The following is a 16,990-nucleotide window of genomic DNA, read 5'->3' as shown; positions in this document are numbered from 1 at the left end:
AAGGGGGTTTGGGGGCGCGGGGAACTGCGCAAAAGGGCCCCGCGCCCGGGCGTTCCCGGGGTTAGGGGCGGGGCGGGGTTGTGGAGGCGCGGGACATCAGTTCGCCGTGGACCGTCGCGATACCCCCCGGCGGCGCAACCTCCACCCCCAACGCCAACCGCCCCGCCCGAACCCCCACCTCGTACAACGGCAACCGCACCGTCGTCAGCGCCGGCACCGCATCCGCGCTGAAGGGGAGGTCCACGAAGCCCGCCACCGAGACGTCCTCGGGGACGGAGAGCCCCCGGTCCCGCAGCGCCGCGCACGCGCCCAGCGCGACCGTGTCGTTGGCGGCCACCACCGCCGTCAACTTCGGCTCCCGACGCAGGAGTTCGAGTACGCCGTCGTACCCGGAGCGGCGGTCGTAGGAGCCGTGGACGACCAGGTCGTCGAGGGTCAGGCCGGCCACCGTCCACGCGGCCCGGTGGCCCTCGAGGCGGTGCCGGGTCGTGGTGCGCTCGGTGGGGCCGCCGACGTAACCGATCCGGCGGTGGCCGAGGCCGATGAGGTGTTCGGTGACGCGCCGGCCGCCGCCCCGGTTGTCGAAGGCGAGGGTCGCGGTGACGCTGTCGCCGGGCAGCGGCGGCCGGCCGCACAGCACGATCCTGGTCCCCGCGTCCGCGAGCCGCGCGAGCTTGGCGCTCACCGCGGCCTGGTGCTCGGGGTCTTCGAGCGCCCCGCCCGTGACGATGACGGCCGCCGCGCGCTGGCGCTGGAGCAGCGTCAGATAGGTGAGTTCGCGTTCCGGTGAGCCGCCCGTGTTGCAGATGACGGAGAGCTTCTCGCGCGCCCCGCGTTCCTCGCCGATCGCGGCCTGCGCGGCGCCGGCCATGATGCCGAAGAACGGGTCGGCGATGTCGTTGACGAGGATGCCGATCAGGTCGGAGGTGGCCGCGGCGAGGGAACTGGCGGGCCCGTTCAGGACGTAGTCGAGCTCGTCGACCGCGCGCAGCACCCGCTCCCGCGTGGCCGCCGCCACCGGGTAGTTGCCGTTGAGCACCCGCGAGACGGTCGCCGGGGACACCTGGGCCCGGGCCGCCACATCCGCCAGGGTCGCTGTCATCTCTGCCTCCGCACCTGTCGCGCCGTGACGAGCCCCATGCCGTCATCGTCGAAGTCATAGTCATCGTCGTCGTCATCGAGGTGAACGGCGGGCGCGGGGGCGCGCCGTTCGGCCCTCGGCCTCTTGTCGAGGCGCAGTGCGCAGGCTAGCGTCCCACCCTGTAGAAAGCGCTTGCTATGCGGTTGGGTCTCGGCACACACCCGGAGGGATCAGATGACGGAACGCAGGACCGTGCGGATCGCCATGAACGGCGTCACCGGACGCATGGGGTACCGCCAGCACCTCGTACGCTCCCTCCTCGCCCTGCGCGAGCAGGGCGGTCTCGACCTCGGTGACGGCACCACGCTGTGGCCCGAGCCGGTGCTGGTCGGCCGTCGTGCGCACGTACTGAAGGCGATGGCCGATCAGCACGGCCTCACCGAGTGGTCGACCGATCTGGACGCGGTCCTCGCCGATCCGGGCATCGACATCTACTTCGACGCCCAGGTGACATCGGCCCGCGAGGAGGCGATCGGGAAGGCCATAACGGCCGGAAAGCACATCTACACCGAGAAGCCCACCGCGACCTCACTGGCCGGGGCGCTCGGTCTCGCCCGGCGCGCGCGGGAGGCCGGCGTCAAGCACGGCGTCGTCCAGGACAAGCTGTTCCTGCCGGGGCTGCTGAAGCTGAAGCGCCTGATCGACGGCGGCTTCTTCGGCCGGATCCTGTCCGTGCGGGGCGAGTTCGGCTACTGGGTCTTCGAGGGCGACTGGCAGCCGGCCCAGCGCCCGTCGTGGAACTACCGCCGCGAGGACGGCGGCGGCATCGTCGTGGACATGTTCCCGCACTGGGAGTACGTCCTGCACGAACTGTTCGGCCGGGTCACCTCGGTGACCGCGCACACCGCCACCCACATCCCGCGCCGCTGGGACGAGCACGGCGAGCCGTATGCGGCGACCGCCGACGACGCGGCGTACGGGATCTTCCAGTTGGAGGGCGGTGCGGTCGCGCAGATCAACTCCTCCTGGGCGGTACGCGTCAACCGCGACGAGCTCGTCGAGTTCCAGGTGGACGGCACCGAGGGCTCGGCGGTCGCGGGGCTGCGCAACTGCCGTGTGCAGCACCGCAGTTCGACGCCCAAGCCGGTGTGGAACCCGGACCTCCCGGCGACCGTGTCGTTCCGCGCGCAGTGGCAGGAGGTCCCGGACAACGACGTGTTCGACAACGGGTTCAAGGCGCAGTGGGAGCTGTTCCTGCGCCATGTCGTGCTCGACGAGCCCTACCGCTGGGACCTGCTCGCCGGGGCGCGCGGCGTCCAGCTCGCCGAGCTGGGACTGCGCTCCTGCGCCGAGGGCCGCCGCCTGGACGTGCCGGAGATCGCCCTGTGAGGCCGTTGCTGCTGCCGCGCCCCGACGGCACGACCGTGCGGTACGAGCCCCGGGCGGACCCGCTCTCCCTCGCCCCGGGCCCGGCGCCCCTGTCCCGTACGGTCTTCTCGGCCGCGCATGTCGTCGCCGACCCGTACGCGGACGTCTCGCCCGACTCGCCCGCCGCCGTCGACTGGGAGGCCACGCTCGCCTTCCGCCGCCATCTGTGGGCGCACGGCCTCGGCGTCGCGGAGGCGATGGACACCGCGCAGCGCGGCATGGGCCTGGACTGGCCGGCCGCCGCCGAGCTGATCACCCGAAGTGCCGCCGAGGCCAAGGCGGTTGGCGGCCGCATCGCGTGCGGCGTGGGGACGGATCAGCTCACCTCGGGCGATGTGGCCCAGGTGACGGCGGCGTACGAGGAGCAGCTCGGTCTCGTCGAGGGTGCCGGGGCGCAGCCGATCCTGATGGCCTCGCGGGCGCTCGCGGCGTCGGCCCGCTCCCCCGAGGAGTACGTCTCCGTCTACACGGACCTGCTCCGCCAGGCGTCCGGGCCGGTGATCCTGCACTGGCTGGGCCCGATGTTCGACCCGGCGCTGGACGGCTACTGGGGCTCGACCGACCTGGACGCGGCGACCGAGACCTTCCTGGAGGTCATCGCCGCCCACCCCGACAAGGTCGACGGCATCAAGGTCTCCCTCCTCGACGCCCGCCGCGAAGTGGAGCTGAGGCGTCGCCTCCCGGACGGCGTACGGTGCTACACGGGAGACGACTTCCACTATCCCGAACTGATCGCGGGCGACGAACAGGGCTTCAGCCACGCCCTGTTGGGCATCTTCGACCCGCTCGGCCCGCTGGCGGCACGGGCGGTACGGGCCCTGGACGAGGGCGACACCGATGCCTTCCGCGCCCTCCTCGACCCGACGGTCGAACTGTCCCGGCACCTGTTCGAGGCCCCGACCCGCTTCTACAAGACGGGTGTGGTGTTCCTGGCGTGGCTGGCCGGCCACCAGTCGCACTTCACGATGGTCGGCGGTCTCCAGTCCGCCCGCTCCCTTCCGCATCTGGCGCGGGCGTACGAACTGGCCGACGGGCTCGGCCTGTTCCCGGACCCGGCCCGCGCGGCGGCCCGTATGACGTCCCTCCTGACCGTGCAAGGAGTCCCCCAGTGACCGCCCCACCTCCCGCTGTCTCCGTCCGCTTCAGCATCAACCAGATGACGGTGAAGCAGCTTTCCCTGCCGGGCCTCGTGGAGGCGTGCGTACGGCTCGGCGTGCGCGGGGTCGGCCTGTGGCGGGAGCCGGTGGCGCGGTACGGGCTCGACGCGACGGCAAAGCTGGTGCGGGACGCCGGAGTCGAGGTCACCTCGCTGTGTCGCGGCGGCTTCCTCACGGCGGCCGACGCGGCCGGGCGGGCGGCGGCCATCGCCGACAACCGGGCCGCGATCGACGAGGCGGCGACGCTGGGCACCGACACCCTGGTGCTCGTCTCGGGCGGTCTGCCGCCCGGCTCCAAGGACCTGGCGGGCGCGCGGGAGCGGATCGCCGACGCGCTGTCGTCCCTCGCCCCGTACGCCGCCTCGCGCGGGGTGCGTCTCGCCATCGAGCCGCTGCATCCGATGTTCGCCTCGGACCGCTGTGTGGTGTCCACCCTCGACCAGGCGCTGGCGATCGCGGAGCGCTTCCCCGCGTCCCAGGTGGGGGTGGTCGTCGACACGTACCACGTCTGGTGGGACGACCGGGCCCCGGCGGCGGTGGCCCGTGCGGGGGCGGCCGGGCGCATCCACGCCTTCCAACTGGCGGACTGGGTCACGCCGTTGCCGGCGGGGGTGCTGAACGGGCGGGGTCAGCTCGGGGACGGTTCGGTCGATCTGGCGCGGTGGCGCTCGCTGGTGGACGCGGCGGGGTACCCGGGTCCGATCGAGGTGGAGCTGTTCAACGACGCGCTGTGGGCGGGCGACGGGGTGGCCCTGCTGGAGGAGACGGTCCGGCGGTTCGGCGAGGTGCTCGCTTAGCCCGTGCGGTCGCCTGTCACGGCGCCGCCCCCGGAGTGTCACCTCAGTGTGGTCGTACGCGGACGTAGAGTGCCGCGCATCAGGCCCGGCCGTGGCACACCGCACAGGACACAGGAGTCGATCGACATGCCCGAGTACCCGGAAGGCGCCCCCTGTTGGGTGGACGCGATGTTCACCGACCTGGAAGCCGCCAAGACCTTCTACGCCGAGGTCCTGGGGTGGACCTTCGGCGAGGCGGCGAGCGAGTTCGGCAGCTACACGCAGGCCTACTCCGACGGCAAGGCGGTCGCCGCCGTGGTCCCGCCGATGCCGGGCGCCGACGCCCCCTCTCAGTGGTGCCTGTACTTCGCCTCGCCCGACGCCGCGGCCACCGGCGAGAAGATCAAGGCGGCGGGTGGTGAGCTGCTCATGGAACCGATGCGGGTCGGTACGTTCGGCACCATGTTGATCGCGAAGGAGCCGAGCGGTGCGGTGTTCGGCGTCTGGCAGCCGGGCGATCACCGGGGCTTCGAGAAGACCGGGGAGCCGGGGGCCTTCGCCTGGGCGGAGGTCTTCACGCGGGACGCGGCGGCGGTGGACGGCTTCCTGCCCCGGGTCTTCCCCTTCCAGGTCCAGACGATGGACATGAGTGACGCGGGTGAGGGTGAGGGTCCGGGTGGGGATGGGGGTGCGGGTATGGATTACAAGGTCTTCGCGCTCGGTGCGGGGGAGCCGGCGCTGGGGCGGATGGTCATGGGCTCCGAGTTTCCGCCGGAGGTCCCGTCGTACGTTCAGGTCTACTTCGGTGTCCCGGACTGTGACGAGGCGGTTGCCGCGGTGCGGCGGTTGGGGGGGCGGGTTCACTTCGGGCCGGTGGACAGCCCGTTCGGGCGGATGGCGGCGGTGGCGGATGCACAGGGGGCGGGGTTTGCGGTTATTGACATGGCCAAGCGGGTTGGAGCCGCCCCGAAGATGACCCCTGCGTAGCCCCCCTTTTCCCCGTGGCTCCGCCCCGGCCCCCGGGCCGTGTTTTCCCACCCACCCACCCGTGCAGCGGGTTGAACCGGCTGAGCCCCTGGGGCTCCGCCCCAGACCCCAACGCGTTTGCCCACCCGCCCGCCCGTGACGGGGGTTGGATGGCCCGGGCCTCCTGGGGCTGCGCCCCAGACCCCCGCGGGGGCTCCGCCCCCTGCACCCCCGTTCGCGCCTGAACGGCGCTCGTCCTCAATCTCCCCCAAGGCCTTAAGGGCCAGGGGGGACCCCCATGACAGGCTGAGGTGCTGGCCAGCACCGAGTAGCTAGGGGCGCGGGGAACTGCGCGACCAGCCACGCACGGCCCGAGGACGAAAGCGGGTTTTGGGGGCGCGAGGAACTGCGCGAGAAGCGACCACGGTCCGCAGACCGAAGGGCCTTTAGGGGCGCGGGGAACTGCGTGACCAGCCACGCACGGTGCGAGGACGAAAGGGGGTTTTAGGGGCGCGGGGAACTGCGCAGAAAGTAAGCGCGGGGCGCACCCTCCCCCCAAGAAGAAAGGCCCGCCCAATGAAGCTCGCCCTCTCCACGCTCGGCCTGCCGGGCATACCGCTCGCCCAGGTCGCCCGTCTCGCCGCGCGGGCCGGGTTCCACGGGGTCGAGCTCCGGGTCCACCCCGAGGCCCACGTCCACCCCGGCCTCGACGCCGGCCGCCGCAAGGCCATCGCCGCCACCTTCGAGGCGTCCGGCATCGAGATCCTCGCTCTCGCCGGCTACGCCCGCGTAGCAGACCCGGATGATGACAGCGATTTGCATCAACTGATCGGTCTGACACGGGATTTGGGGGCCGCGCACCTCCGCGTCTTTCCCGGCGGGGCGGGCTCGCGCGGCGATGACGACACCGCCGTCCGTCGGCTCACCGACGCCTCCCACCTCGCCCGCGACAGCAACATCCGCATCCTGCTGGAAACCCACGACTCCCACCGCACGGGCGAGGCCGTCGCCCGGGTCCTTGACCGGGTCGGCGCGGATGCGGACGGCGTCGGTGCGCTGTGGGACGTGATGCACACCTGGCTCGGCGGGGAGAGCCCGGGCGAGTCCTATCGGCATCTCGCGCCCCACCTCGGCTACACCCAGGTGAAGGACATCGCGTCCGCCGAGGACACGACCCCGCTCCCCCTCGGCGCCGGCGTACTCCCCCTCGCCGAGTGCCTCGCCCTGCTGCCGCCGGACGGCTGGGTGTGCTGGGAGTACGAGAAGCGCTGGTATCCGGAGGCCGCCCCACTGCCCGGACTCCTACGCGCGGGGCGGCGATACCTGACGTCGATCACCCCGGGCGGTGAGGGGTGAGGGCCGGGCCGGTCTACTCCGTGTGCAGCACCGAGGCGATCGTCATCCGGGCCGCCGAGCGGGCCGGTACCAGCGCGCCGAGGACGGCGATCAGTACGCCCGCCAGGAGCATCGCGGCGAGTTGCGGTGCGTGCCACACGTCCTTCATGGACTCGGGGAAGGCGACCACTCCGACGTGGTCCACGACCAGGCGGTGGGCGGCGATGCCGAGCGGAATGCCGAGCAGCCCGCCGACCGCGCCGAGTCCGGCGACCGAGGTCACCGTCATCAGCACCACCTGCCGCGGGGTCATCCCGATCGATTTGAGCATGCCGAGGTCCCGGCGCCGCTCGCGGATGTGCAACAGGACGGTGTTGAAGACGCCGAGCGCGGCGACGGTGGTCAGGAGCGCCGTGAACACCGTGGCGAAGGCGATGACGGTGGCCGTGCCGGCGTTGCCCTGGTCCAGTACCGACGCGTGCAGGGCCGGGTCGAGCGCCGCGACCTTCTCGGCGTAGGCGCGGGCGTCGGCGCCGGGGGCGAGCCGCACCGTGTACTCGGTGGCGCCGACGCCCGGCGCGAGTTCACCGTACGTTGCCCAACTCGCCTCCACCGCCCGGGCGTTGCCCTCGATGACCTGGCCGACGACGGTCGCGGTGACCTTGCGTCCGTTGAGTTCCAGGGTGACCCGGTCGCCCAGCTTCAGCCCGCGCTGGGTCAGGAACGCCGGCCCGGCCACGATCTCACCCGCCGCGGCCGGTGCGCGGCCCTTGACGATGGTGTGGTCGTACAGGGAGTTGTCGCCGCGGTAGAAGTCGGCGAAGACGGGCAGCGTCTGCCCGGTCATGCTCGCCTGGGCCAGCGCGCGGGCCCGTACCCCTTCCGCGTCCGGGAGGGATCGCAGCCGCTCCTCGATCTCCGGGTCGCTGAGCCGGGGCCGGGTCCGGTCACCGTCCGTGCCCGCGGTCGTCACATGGATGCGGGCGCCTCCGTCCTCCCGTCCGACGTTGCCGTACGCCACCAAGGTGCTGGTCAGGCCGGTCGACAGGGTCACCGTGGTGACGCCGAGGACGATGGCCGCGAGGGTGAGCAGGGTGCGGGCCGGGCGGGCGAAGGGCTGGCCGAGGCCGAGGCTGACCGGGCGCGGCAGCCGGGTGCCGCCGAGGATGCGCTGGATGCGCAGGCCGCGCCCCCTGCGCGTTGCCGCCTTCGGCGCGGGGGCGGCATCGGATTGCCGCCTTCGGCGTCTCACCGTGGCGGCGTGAGGGGGGCCAGGACGCTGGGTGGTACCGCGTCGGCGGCGGCCGAGCCGAAGAGCAGGTCGGTCATGTTGTGCGGCTGGGCCTGTTCGCCGGTGGGGGCCGCCGCCGCGATCCGGTCGAGACGGAAGCCCCGGCCGGCCCGGCGTGTGCGGCACCAGGCGATGAGGTACCAGCGGCCGTCGACGACGAGCAGCCCGGCCGGTTCCACGACGCGCTCGCTTTCGTGCCCCGCCGCATCCGTGTAGGACAGCCGCAGCGCCCTGTCGTTGGCGAGGGCCTCCTCCACCGCGGTACGGATCGCGCAGTCGCCCTGCGTCGGCACGGTGACGATCCGCGCGGCGAGCTGTCGGGCCGCCGCCGAGGCGGGGCCCGCCATCGCGGCCACGATCTTCTGCGCCGCGGTGCGGGCCGCGCCGGCGTAGGGGGTCAAGGCGCCGGCCGCGGCGAGCGCGGCGGTCAGCGCCGAGGCTTCGTCGGCGGTGAGGCGGATCGGGGGCAGGGTCATCTCCGGGTCGATCGACCAGCCGCCGCCCCGCCCGGGTATGGCACGCACCGGGACGCCGGTCCGCATCAGGATCTGGAGGTCGCGCTGTACCGTGCGCGTGCTGACCTCGAAGCGGGTGGCGAGCGCCGGGACCGTCAGCGGCCGCGGCGCCGCCGCGCGCAACTCTTCCACCAGCGCGTACAGCCGGGCGGTGCGGTTCATGGCGCCGACGCTACCGTCACGCGGAGGCCAGGAAATCCCGCTCTCGCCGCAGTTCCCGCTCGGTGATGGTCAGGGGGAAGAGGGTGAAGCCGTGCATCGCGCCGGCGACGACGCCGAGCTCCACGGCCGCCCCCGCCGCCTGCCAGCGTGCGGCCAGGAACAACGAGTCGTCCAGCAGGGGATCCTCGGTGCCCACGACGATCCGGGCGGGCGGCAGCCCTGCCAGGTCCGCGAAGAGGGGTGAGATCTCCGGGTTACGGCGCTGCTCCTGACCCATCCCCGGCGTGAACAGCTCGTAGCTGCCCCGGACCGCGTCGGTGTTGCTCAGCAGCGCCCGGGGGCCGAAGCTGCGCTGGCTTGGTGTCATGGACAGGTCGTATGGGCCGAAGAGGAGATGGGCCGCCCGGAACGCGCCGGTGATGCCGTGCCGGTCGCGAAGGCGCAGCAGCGTCAGGAGGCTGAGGTGGGCACCGGCCGATTCGCCGCCGATCAGCAGCCGTTCGGTGCCGAACTCGGCCGCGGCGTGCCGCACCAGCCATCGCGCGGCGATTTCGCAGTCGTCAGGCCCGGCGGGGAAGGGGTGTTCCGGTGCGAGGCGGTAGTCCACGCTCACCACGGCCAGCCGTGTCTGCTCGGCGAGGTGCCAGAGCCGCTCGTCCTGTCCGTCAGCGGACCCGAACGCCCAGCCGCCTCCGTGGAGGTGCAGATACACGCCGTCGACCCGGCCCGGCACGAAGACCCGTACCCTCACTCCGCCCTCGACGACGCGGTCCTGGCCGTGCGGCAGTCGCACGGGTGGAGTGTCGCCGCCGAGCCGGTCGCGCCGCAGGAGAGCCAGCGTGGCCGCGCTCGGCGTCCGCCCGCGAGCCGGACGGCTCGCGGCGGCAGCCTCGAACTGCTCGTTGAAGGCCAGGGTTTCGGGGAGGCAGTCCTCATCGGTGATCGTCATGCCGTCGACCGTCGCAGCCGCCCGCGACAACGCCCTGTCACCCTTTCCGTGTGTACTGCGTCACGCTTCCGCCGTCCTCCCGGCGCGACGCGTCCGGGCCACTCGGGATCCGCCCCGGACCACCGCACCCGGGACTTCGGTACCAGGCCGCTGCGGCCGGGACAGCGAGGTGAGCGCCACCCCGCCCACGAGCAGCGCCGCCGCGCACCACCGCAGCGGCGTCACCGACTCGCCGAGCAGCACCGCCGCCGAGGACATGCCGAACACCGGCACCAGCAGGCTGAACGGCGCCACGGACGACGCCGGGTAGCGGCGCAGCAGCATCCCCCACGCCCCGAAGCCGAACACCGTGCTGATCCACGCCACGTACACCAGCGCCCCCGCCCCGCCCCAGTCGAACCCCGCCAGCGCCTCGGCGTCCCGCGACGGGCCCTCGAACAGCAGCGACAACGCCAGCAGCGGCAGGACGGGGACGACGGACACCCACACCATGAAGTTCAGCGCGTCGGGCGGCGCCGCCCTGCGGGTCAGGACGTTCGACACGCCCCAGCACGCCGCCGCACCCACCGTCAGACAGAACCCGAGCAGCGGCCCGCCCGATCCCTCGTCGACCCCGGCCACCACGATGCCCACCAGCGCCACCGCCATCCCCAACAGCCTTACGCCGCCCAGGCGTTCACCCAGTACCGCCATCGCCACGACCGCCGTGAACACCGCCTGCACCTGAAGGACCAGCGAGGACAGACCGGCCGGCATCCCCTGGCTCATCCCGATGAACAGCAGCCCGAACTTCGCCACCCCCAGCACGAGCCCCACCGCCACGATCCACTTCCACGCGACCTTGGGCCGCCCCACGAAGAACACGGCGGGCAGCGCCGCGACCAGGAAGCGCAGGGCGGAGAAGAGCAGCGGCGGGAAGTGGCCGAGCCCCACGTCGATGACGACGAAGTTGACTCCCCAGACGGCGGCGACGAGCACGGCGAGCATGATGTGTACGGGACGCATGCGTCGAGGATCACCGCCCCGGACCATTCAGCACCAGCGCGGATTCATTGATGATGGGATGAAGCGCTGCTTAATCCGCGCGATCCACCTGATCTGCTTGATCCGCTTGATCCGCTTGATCCGCTTGATCCACGCCCCCTGGAGTGAGGTCCCGTGCTCGATCTGGCCCGGCTGCGCGCGCTGCACGCGGTCCACGTCCACGGCTCGGTCGCCGCCGCTGCCGCCACGCTCGGCTACACCCCGTCCGCGATCTCCCAGCAGATCTCCAAGCTCGAACGCGAGACCCGTACGACCCTCCTTGAACGCCGGGGCCGGGGCATCGCGCTCACCGAGGACGCACTCCATCTCGTCTCCGCCGCAGGGGAGTTGATGGCGATCGTCGAGCGGGCGGAGATCACGCTCGAAGAGCGGCGCGGGCTGCCCACCGGCGATCTGACCATCGGCGCCTTCGCGACGGCCGCGCGCGGACTCCTCCCCACGGCCCTCGCCGCCCTGGCCGGCCAACACCCCACCCTGCGCACCCGATTGTCCGAAGTGGATCCGCACGTCTCCGTCGACCTGGTCGCCAAAGGTGTCATCGACCTCGCCGTCGCCCACGACTGGGACATCGCGCCGCTGCCCGCGCCCGAGGGTGTCGAGCACGCCCACATCGGCGACGACCTCTGCGACGTACTGGTCCCGGCGAACCACCCCCTCGCCACCCGCCCGGCCATCGTCCGCGCCGACCTCGCCCACGAACCCTGGATCTGCCAGCCGCCCGGCTCGGTCTGCCACGACTGGCTCGTCCGCACCCTGCGCGCCGACGGCCACGAGCCGGAGCTGCGCCACCAGGCCGCCGAGTACCACACCCAACTCGCTCTGGTGCGCGCGGGTTTGGGCATCGCCCTCATACCCCGCCTGGGCCGGGGACCGCTCCCCGACGGCGTCGTGGCCCTACGCCTCGACCCGGTCCCGACCCGCCACGTCTACGCCCTGTGGCGCACGGGGGCGGCCCGCCGCCCCGCGATCACGGCGACGGTCCACGCCCTCCGGGCAGCCTGGGACTCCCTCAGCGGTTGAGCGCCCCGCCCTTGACCGCCCCCACGAACGCGCCCCACGCCTCCGGCCCGAACACGACGGCCGGCCCGGTCGGATTCTTGCTGTCCCGCACGGGTACGCACGTGGCGCAGGAGTCGCTGAACTCCAGGCAGTCGCCTCCACTTTCACCGCTGTACGTGGACTTCCGCCAGACCTCGCTCACTTCGAGACACTGGCCGCTGTCGCCGCCGCTGTAGCTGGACTTCCGCCAGGCGGGCAGCACCGAGGCGTCGGGGATCATGTGTTCACTGCGCTTCATGCGCGTAATCCTCCGCTATGGACCGCATCAACGCCAGAGACCTGGTGTGCGACAACGCGTCACCCAGGGCGTGATCGTAGACTTCCTGGCATTGCCGCACCACGGACGGCAGTTCCCAAACCCTGCCGCTCTTCAGGCCCTCCACATACGCGATGGGCGGTAGGTCGCTGAACCACAGCAGCGACACATGCCCTTCCAACACGGCGTGCGCGCCTGCGTCGTACGGCAGTACGTGGAGACGAATGCGCCGGCTTTCACCCAGAACCACCAGGTGCCGAAGCTGTTCGCACATCACGGCCGGGCCGCCGATGCGGCGTCGCAGCACCGCCTCATCGAGCATCGTCCAAACCACGGGCTTGTCGAAGTCGTCCAGAACCTGTGCGCGAGCCAGCCGTGCCGCGAGGAGCCTGTCGCGCTCCTCGTCGTCCTTGGGCGGGTGGCCCGAGCTGAGCACCTCGCGCGCATACGCCTCCGTCTGGAGAAAGCCCGGCACGAGCTTGGGCGCGTACTGGCGAATCAGAATCGCCTGCTGCTCGAACTCCAGCGCCTCCGCGAAGTGTTCAGCCACCTTCGGGCCGTCCAGTGACGGCAGGAACCGCTCGAAGAAGCCCCCCGTCCCCAGCACTATGTCGAGCCGCCGCGCGTCCGCGATGTCCGGTCGGCGGCGGCCCGCCTCAATATGCGCGATGTGCGTGCGCGACATCACCGCACGTTGACTGAGCTCCTCCTGGGTGAGTCCGGCCGCCTCGCGCCGGGCCCTGAGTTCCTCGCCGTACTTGATACGGGACACCGGGTTGTCCTCGATGGCCATGCCATCAACTCCCTTACTTGCAGGCCGCGTTGTCACGCTCCGTGGACTGTTCAGCGTAGGGAACGTCACGCCACTGTGTGAGCGAAACGACACACACAGTGAGAGGCAGTTCCCATGGAAGCCCACGACGTGGGGACGTACGTCGTCCACACCGGTACGGACGTGTACGGCCCCGGGAAGGTGATCGGTACGGACGGTGACTGGCGGCGGGTGCGGTTCGTGTACTTCGTCGCGAGCGTCGCCGTGGGTGATCTGCGGGCCGCCTCCGCGCGGGAGGAAGAGGAGGTGTGCGCGTGGCTGATGGAGAAGGCCGCCCGTCATGGGGGCAACTGGTAGCGGGACCCGCGCTGGCGTTGCGGGTGTCGCGGGACGGCGGGGTGACGTGGGAGCCGTACGTCATGCCGCCGCCCGGGCAGTGGGAAAGAAGTTCGGCCGGGCTGTCACATCTCCGTACTCCCGCGGGTCAGGGCAGTGAAAGCCAACGAGAAGCAGGCACATCGCCCCGGCACACAGGAGTCGCAGCCATGCAGGCACGTATGAAGAGCCCCGCGCACGTCATCCCCAGCGCGATGCCCGCCATCCTGGACATTCTTGAGGCCGCGAAGCAGGGCGGGGTGGCCGGGTCCACCCTGGAACTGGTGCATCTGCGGGCCAGCCAGATCAACGGCTGCGCCCCGTGTGTGTACGGCGGCATCACCAGCGCCCGCAAGAACGGCGTGGACGAGGACAAACTGGCCACCGTCGCGACCTGGCGGGAGTCGCCGTTCTTCGACGACGCCGAGCGCGCGGCTCTCGCGCTCGCCGAGGCCTCCACTCGGCTCGCCGACCGTCCGGACGCGGTCTCCGACGAGGTGTGGGACGCGGCGGCCAGCCACTACGACGAGAAGGGCCTCGCCTCGCTCGTCCTCATGATCGGCGTGACCAACCTCTTCAACCGGCTCAACGCCACCACCCGTCAGATCGCTGGGGGAACCTGGTAATCGCCGGGCCACGGGGAGTACGGACACACACCCATGAAGCTGACCATTTTCGCGGCGAGCGGCGGTATCGGCCGCCTCGCCGTCCAGCAGGCGGTCGCGGCGGGCCACGAGGTGACCGCGGCGGTCCGCGACCCGGCCAAGGTGACCTGGGACGAGGTCCGTACGGTGGCCGTCGATCTGTCCCGGCCGGACCCGGACGCGCTGAGTGAGGCGCTGGCCGGGGCGGACGCGGTGCTGTCCGGTCTCGGGGCCGCCACCAAGGCGGACTTCGGTGTCGCCGAGCGCGGCACCCGGGCGATCTGTGAGGCGATGCGCGCCACGGGGGTGCGCCGCATCGTCGTCATCAGTGCCGCGCCGATCGGCACCGTACCGTCGCCGGGGCGGCCCAACCCGCCCCGGCACGACCCGGGCGACGCGTTCATGCAGCGCAGCGTCGCGTATCCGATCGTGAAGGCGATCCTGAAGAAGCGGTACGCGGATCTCGCGCGGATGGAGGACGTGCTGCGCGCGAGTTCCCTGGACTGGACGGCGCTTCGGCCGCCGCGCCTCAACGACAAGGCTCTGACCCGGCGTTACCGCACCGAGGTGGGGCGCAATGTGCGGGGCGGCGGGATCATCTCGCGGGCCGACGTCGCGCACTGCATGCTGGAGATCCTGGACGACCCGGCGACGTTCCGTCAGACGGTCGGCCTGTCCGACTGAGGCTCCTTCTTCTGTGAGGCCACGCCGCCGGTCGCGGCCAACTCCGGTTCCCCATGCGGAAGTTGAGGAATGAGCGGCGGGCCGATCCGAACCCGTCGCCATCGGTGCGTGAGGTCCCCCTGACCGCACCGATGGCGGCGTCTCACTTCACGGCGACGCCGGACGGCGCGGTGCGCATAGCCTTGACCGGCAGTAACTTTCCGGATATCGGTTCAGTTTGGAAGTTTCTTCCAAATCCCGGGTTCCCTGGATCCCACCCGGTTCCCAGGGCGCCACCGCCGGAAGGAGCGCACGTGCAGCACCGCACCTCAAGACGCAGCCTCCTCACCTCCACCGCCGCCACGGCCGTCCTGGCCGCCCTCGGCCTCCCCCTCCCCGCCCACGCCCTCGACGCCCCGGCCGCCGCCGGCCGCGACCGCGGGCTGCGTGCGCTCATCGCCCGCATGTCGGTCGAGGAGAAGATCGGGCAGCTCTTCGTCATGCGGGTCTACGGGCACTCCGCGACCGCGCCCGACCAGGCGGACATCGACGCCAACCTGCGCGAACTCGGGGTGCGTGACGCAGCCGAGCTCATCGCCAGGTACCACGTCGGCGGCATCATCTACTTCTCCTGGGCGCACAACACCCGCGACCCGCACCAGATCGCCGAGCTGTCCAACGGCATCCAGGCGGCCGGGCTCGCCCAGCGCGTCCCGCTGCCGCTGCTCATCGCCACCGACCAGGAGCACGGCGCGGTGTGCCGGGTCGGCAAGCCCGTCACGCTGTTCCCGGGCGCGATGGCGATGGGCGCGGGCGGCTCGGCGCGCGACGCCCGCACCCTGGGCCGCATCTCGGGCGCGGAGCTCGCCGCGATCGGCATCCGGCAGGACTACTCCCCCGACGCCGACGTGAACGTCAACCCGGCCAACCCGGTGATCGGCGTACGGTCCTTCGGCGCGGACCCGGCGGCCGTGGCCCGCATGGTCGCGGCCGAGGTGCGCGGCTACCAGGAGTCGTCCGTGGCGGCCACCGCCAAGCACTTCCCCGGACACGGCGACACCACCGTCGACAGCCACACCGGCATCCCCGTCATCAACCACAGCCGCGCGGAGTGGGAGCGGCTGGACGCGCCGCCGTTCCGGGCCGCGATCGCCGCCGGGATCGACGCGATCATGACGGCGCACATCCAGTTCCCCGCGCTCGACCCCAGCAACGACCCGGCCACCCTCTCCCGTCCCATCCTCACCGGCATCCTGCGCGAGGAGCTCGGCTTCGACGGCGTCGTCATCACCGACTCCCTCGGCATGCAGGGCGTACGCGACAAGTACGGTGACGACCGGGTGCCCGTGCTGGCCCTGAAGGCGGGCGTCGACCAACTCCTCGACCCGCCCAGGCTGGACGTGGCCTTCAACGGCGTACGGGCGGCCGTGGCGAGCGGTGAGCTGAGCGAGGCGCGGCTCGACGCGTCGCTCCTGCGCATCCTGCGGCTGAAGGAGCGGCGCGGGCTGTTCGCGCGGCCTTACGTCAGCGTGCGCGGGGTAGGCCGTACGGTCGGCACCCGGGCGCACTTGCGCGCCGCCGACGAGATCGCCGAGCGCACCACCACCCTGCTCGCCAACCCGCGCGGGCTGCTGCCGCTGTCCCGGCGCTCCCACCGGCGGCTCCTGATCGTGGGCGCCGACCCGGCCTCCCCGTCCGGCACGACGGGGCCGCCCACGTCGGTCCTGGCCGCGGCCCTCGCCGAACTCGGCTTCCAGACCACGGTGTTGCCCACGGGGACGCTGCCCTCGGCCGCGCAGATCGAGGCGGCGGTGGCGGCGGCGGTGGGGCGGGACGCGGTGATCGTGGGCACGTACAACGCGGGGGCGGGGGGTGCGCAGAGTCGGCTGGTCGCCGCGCTGGGGGCGAGTGGGGTGCCGGTGGTTCATCTTGCTCTGCGCAACCCGTACGACGTCGCGTACCTCAGCGGGTACGGGGCGTCTTTGGCGACCTACTCCTGGACGGATGTCGAACTCCGGGCGGCGGTGCGGGTGTTGACGGGCCGGGCCCGTCCCCGCGGTCACCTCCCGGTGGCCGTGCCCCGCCCCGACGACCCCGCGAGCCCCCTCTACCCGGTGGGCTACGGCCTGACGTACTAACCGGGGCTCCGCCCCAGACCCCGGGGGGCTGCCCACCCACCCGCCCGTGACGGGGGTTGAACGGTCCGGCCCCTGGGGCTCCGCCCCAGACCCCGTTCGCGCCTAAAGGGCGCTCGTCCTCAATCGCCGGACGGGCTGTAGGTGCCCCAGCACCGAGTAGTTAAGGGCGCTCGTCCTTAATCGCCGGACGGGCTGAGGTGCTGGCCGGCACCGAGTAGCTAAGGGGCGCGGGGAACTGCGCGACCAGCCACGCACGGTCCGCGGACGAAAACGGGTTTCTTGGGGGCGCGGGGAACTGTGCGAGACGCGGGCACGGTCCGCAGGCCGAAAGAGGGGTTGGGGGCGCGGGGAACTGCGCGGATCGGGGGGGCCGAGGGGG

General features: G+C 72.0%; 17 protein-coding genes. 10 read left to right on the top strand and 7 right to left on the bottom strand.

Going from position 1 to position 16,990, the window contains the following annotated elements; translation table 11 throughout:
* Positions 1 to 61: 61 nt before the first annotated feature.
* Positions 62 to 1,102 (bottom strand): LacI family DNA-binding transcriptional regulator, encoded by a 1,041-nt coding sequence (locus DWB77_RS24495; RefSeq protein WP_120723286.1) that lies wholly within the window; start codon positions 1,100 to 1,102, stop codon positions 62 to 64.
* Positions 1,103 to 1,315: 213 nt separating this feature from the next.
* Here DWB77_RS24495 and DWB77_RS24490 point away from each other — a divergent pair, with 213 nt between their 5' ends.
* The 5 genes from DWB77_RS24490 to DWB77_RS24470 all read left to right on the top strand — a co-directional run bounded on the left by DWB77_RS24490 (position 1,316) and on the right by DWB77_RS24470 (position 6,764).
* Entirely contained in the window at positions 1,316 to 2,470 is a 1,155-nt protein-coding gene (locus DWB77_RS24490; protein WP_120723285.1) for a Gfo/Idh/MocA family protein, read from the top strand.
* Entirely contained in the window at positions 2,467 to 3,621 is a 1,155-nt protein-coding gene (locus DWB77_RS24485; RefSeq protein ID WP_428985146.1) for a dihydrodipicolinate synthase family protein, read from the top strand. The genes DWB77_RS24490 and DWB77_RS24485 overlap by 4 nt, the downstream gene beginning before the upstream one ends.
* A 44-nt stretch (positions 3,622 to 3,665) precedes the next feature.
* Positions 3,666 to 4,463 carry a sugar phosphate isomerase/epimerase family protein gene (locus DWB77_RS24480; protein ID WP_120728191.1) on the top strand — a complete coding sequence of 266 codons (798 nt, stop codon included), beginning with the start codon at positions 3,666 to 3,668 and terminating at the stop codon, positions 4,461 to 4,463.
* A gap of 126 nt (positions 4,464 to 4,589) precedes the next feature.
* Entirely contained in the window at positions 4,590 to 5,429 is an 840-nt protein-coding gene (locus tag DWB77_RS24475; RefSeq protein WP_120723284.1) for a VOC family protein, read from the top strand.
* Positions 5,430 to 5,984: 555 nt separating this feature from the next.
* Positions 5,985 to 6,764, top strand: coding sequence for a sugar phosphate isomerase/epimerase family protein (locus tag DWB77_RS24470; RefSeq protein WP_120723283.1), 780 nt, complete (start codon positions 5,985 to 5,987; stop codon positions 6,762 to 6,764).
* Between the two features lie 13 nt (positions 6,765 to 6,777).
* Here DWB77_RS24470 and DWB77_RS24465 read toward each other — a convergent pair whose 3' ends face one another.
* Genes DWB77_RS24465 through DWB77_RS24450 form a run of 4 tightly spaced genes read right to left on the bottom strand, consistent with a single transcriptional unit; the run spans position 6,778 to position 10,665 of the window.
* On the bottom strand, positions 6,778 to 7,995 hold the full coding sequence (locus DWB77_RS24465) for an ABC transporter permease (RefSeq protein ID WP_120723282.1): 1,218 nt from the start codon (positions 7,993 to 7,995) through the stop codon (positions 6,778 to 6,780).
* Positions 7,992 to 8,711 carry a helix-turn-helix transcriptional regulator gene (locus DWB77_RS24460; protein WP_120723281.1) on the bottom strand — a complete coding sequence of 240 codons (720 nt, stop codon included), beginning with the start codon at positions 8,709 to 8,711 and terminating at the stop codon, positions 7,992 to 7,994. Before DWB77_RS24460 ends, DWB77_RS24465 begins: the two co-directional genes overlap by 4 nt.
* 16 nt (positions 8,712 to 8,727) lie before the next feature.
* Positions 8,728 to 9,660 (bottom strand): alpha/beta hydrolase fold domain-containing protein, encoded by a 933-nt coding sequence (locus tag DWB77_RS24455; RefSeq protein WP_120728189.1) that lies wholly within the window; start codon positions 9,658 to 9,660, stop codon positions 8,728 to 8,730.
* A gap of 60 nt (positions 9,661 to 9,720) precedes the next feature.
* Positions 9,721 to 10,665: an EamA family transporter gene (locus DWB77_RS24450; protein WP_120723280.1), complete on the bottom strand. Its 945-nt coding sequence runs from the start codon at positions 10,663 to 10,665 to the stop codon at positions 9,721 to 9,723.
* Between the two features lie 153 nt (positions 10,666 to 10,818).
* On the opposite strand from DWB77_RS24450, the gene DWB77_RS24445 reads away from it, so the two are divergent.
* Positions 10,819 to 11,724, top strand: a complete 906-nt coding sequence (locus tag DWB77_RS24445; RefSeq protein ID WP_120723279.1) for a LysR family transcriptional regulator — start codon at positions 10,819 to 10,821, stop codon at positions 11,722 to 11,724.
* Here DWB77_RS24445 and DWB77_RS24440 read toward each other — a convergent pair.
* Together DWB77_RS24440 and DWB77_RS24435 are read right to left on the bottom strand one after the other, a co-directional pair.
* On the bottom strand, positions 11,714 to 12,001 hold the full coding sequence (locus tag DWB77_RS24440) for a DUF397 domain-containing protein (protein WP_246033626.1): 288 nt from the start codon (positions 11,999 to 12,001) through the stop codon (positions 11,714 to 11,716). The two genes, DWB77_RS24445 and DWB77_RS24440, sit on opposite strands and share 11 nt — an antisense overlap.
* The gene (locus DWB77_RS24435; protein WP_120723278.1) at positions 11,988 to 12,812 is read right to left on the bottom strand and encodes a helix-turn-helix domain-containing protein; all 825 of its coding nucleotides are present in this window, start codon (positions 12,810 to 12,812) and stop codon (positions 11,988 to 11,990) included. Before DWB77_RS24435 ends, DWB77_RS24440 begins: the two co-directional genes overlap by 14 nt.
* Before the next feature lie 114 nt (positions 12,813 to 12,926).
* On the opposite strand from DWB77_RS24435, the gene DWB77_RS24430 reads away from it, so the two are divergent.
* From DWB77_RS24430 to DWB77_RS24415, 4 genes are all read left to right on the top strand, one after another.
* On the top strand, positions 12,927 to 13,148 hold the full coding sequence (locus tag DWB77_RS24430; protein WP_120723277.1) for a hypothetical protein: 222 nt from the start codon (positions 12,927 to 12,929) through the stop codon (positions 13,146 to 13,148).
* Positions 13,149 to 13,336: 188 nt separating this feature from the next.
* Positions 13,337 to 13,792, top strand: coding sequence for a carboxymuconolactone decarboxylase family protein (locus DWB77_RS24425; protein ID WP_120723276.1), 456 nt, complete (start codon positions 13,337 to 13,339; stop codon positions 13,790 to 13,792).
* Between the two features lie 33 nt (positions 13,793 to 13,825).
* Entirely contained in the window at positions 13,826 to 14,494 is a 669-nt protein-coding gene (locus tag DWB77_RS24420) for an NAD(P)-dependent oxidoreductase (RefSeq protein WP_120723275.1), read from the top strand.
* 293 nt (positions 14,495 to 14,787) lie between these two features.
* Positions 14,788 to 16,611 (top strand): glycoside hydrolase family 3 protein, encoded by a 1,824-nt coding sequence (locus DWB77_RS24415; RefSeq protein WP_174248615.1) that lies wholly within the window; start codon positions 14,788 to 14,790, stop codon positions 16,609 to 16,611.
* The last annotated feature ends 379 nt before the right edge of the window (positions 16,612 to 16,990 follow it).

The organism is Streptomyces hundungensis, assembly GCF_003627815.1.
GTDB classification, from domain to species: domain Bacteria; phylum Actinomycetota; class Actinomycetes; order Streptomycetales; family Streptomycetaceae; genus Streptomyces; species Streptomyces hundungensis_A.
This window is presented reverse-complemented; position numbering and strand designations above follow the sequence as displayed.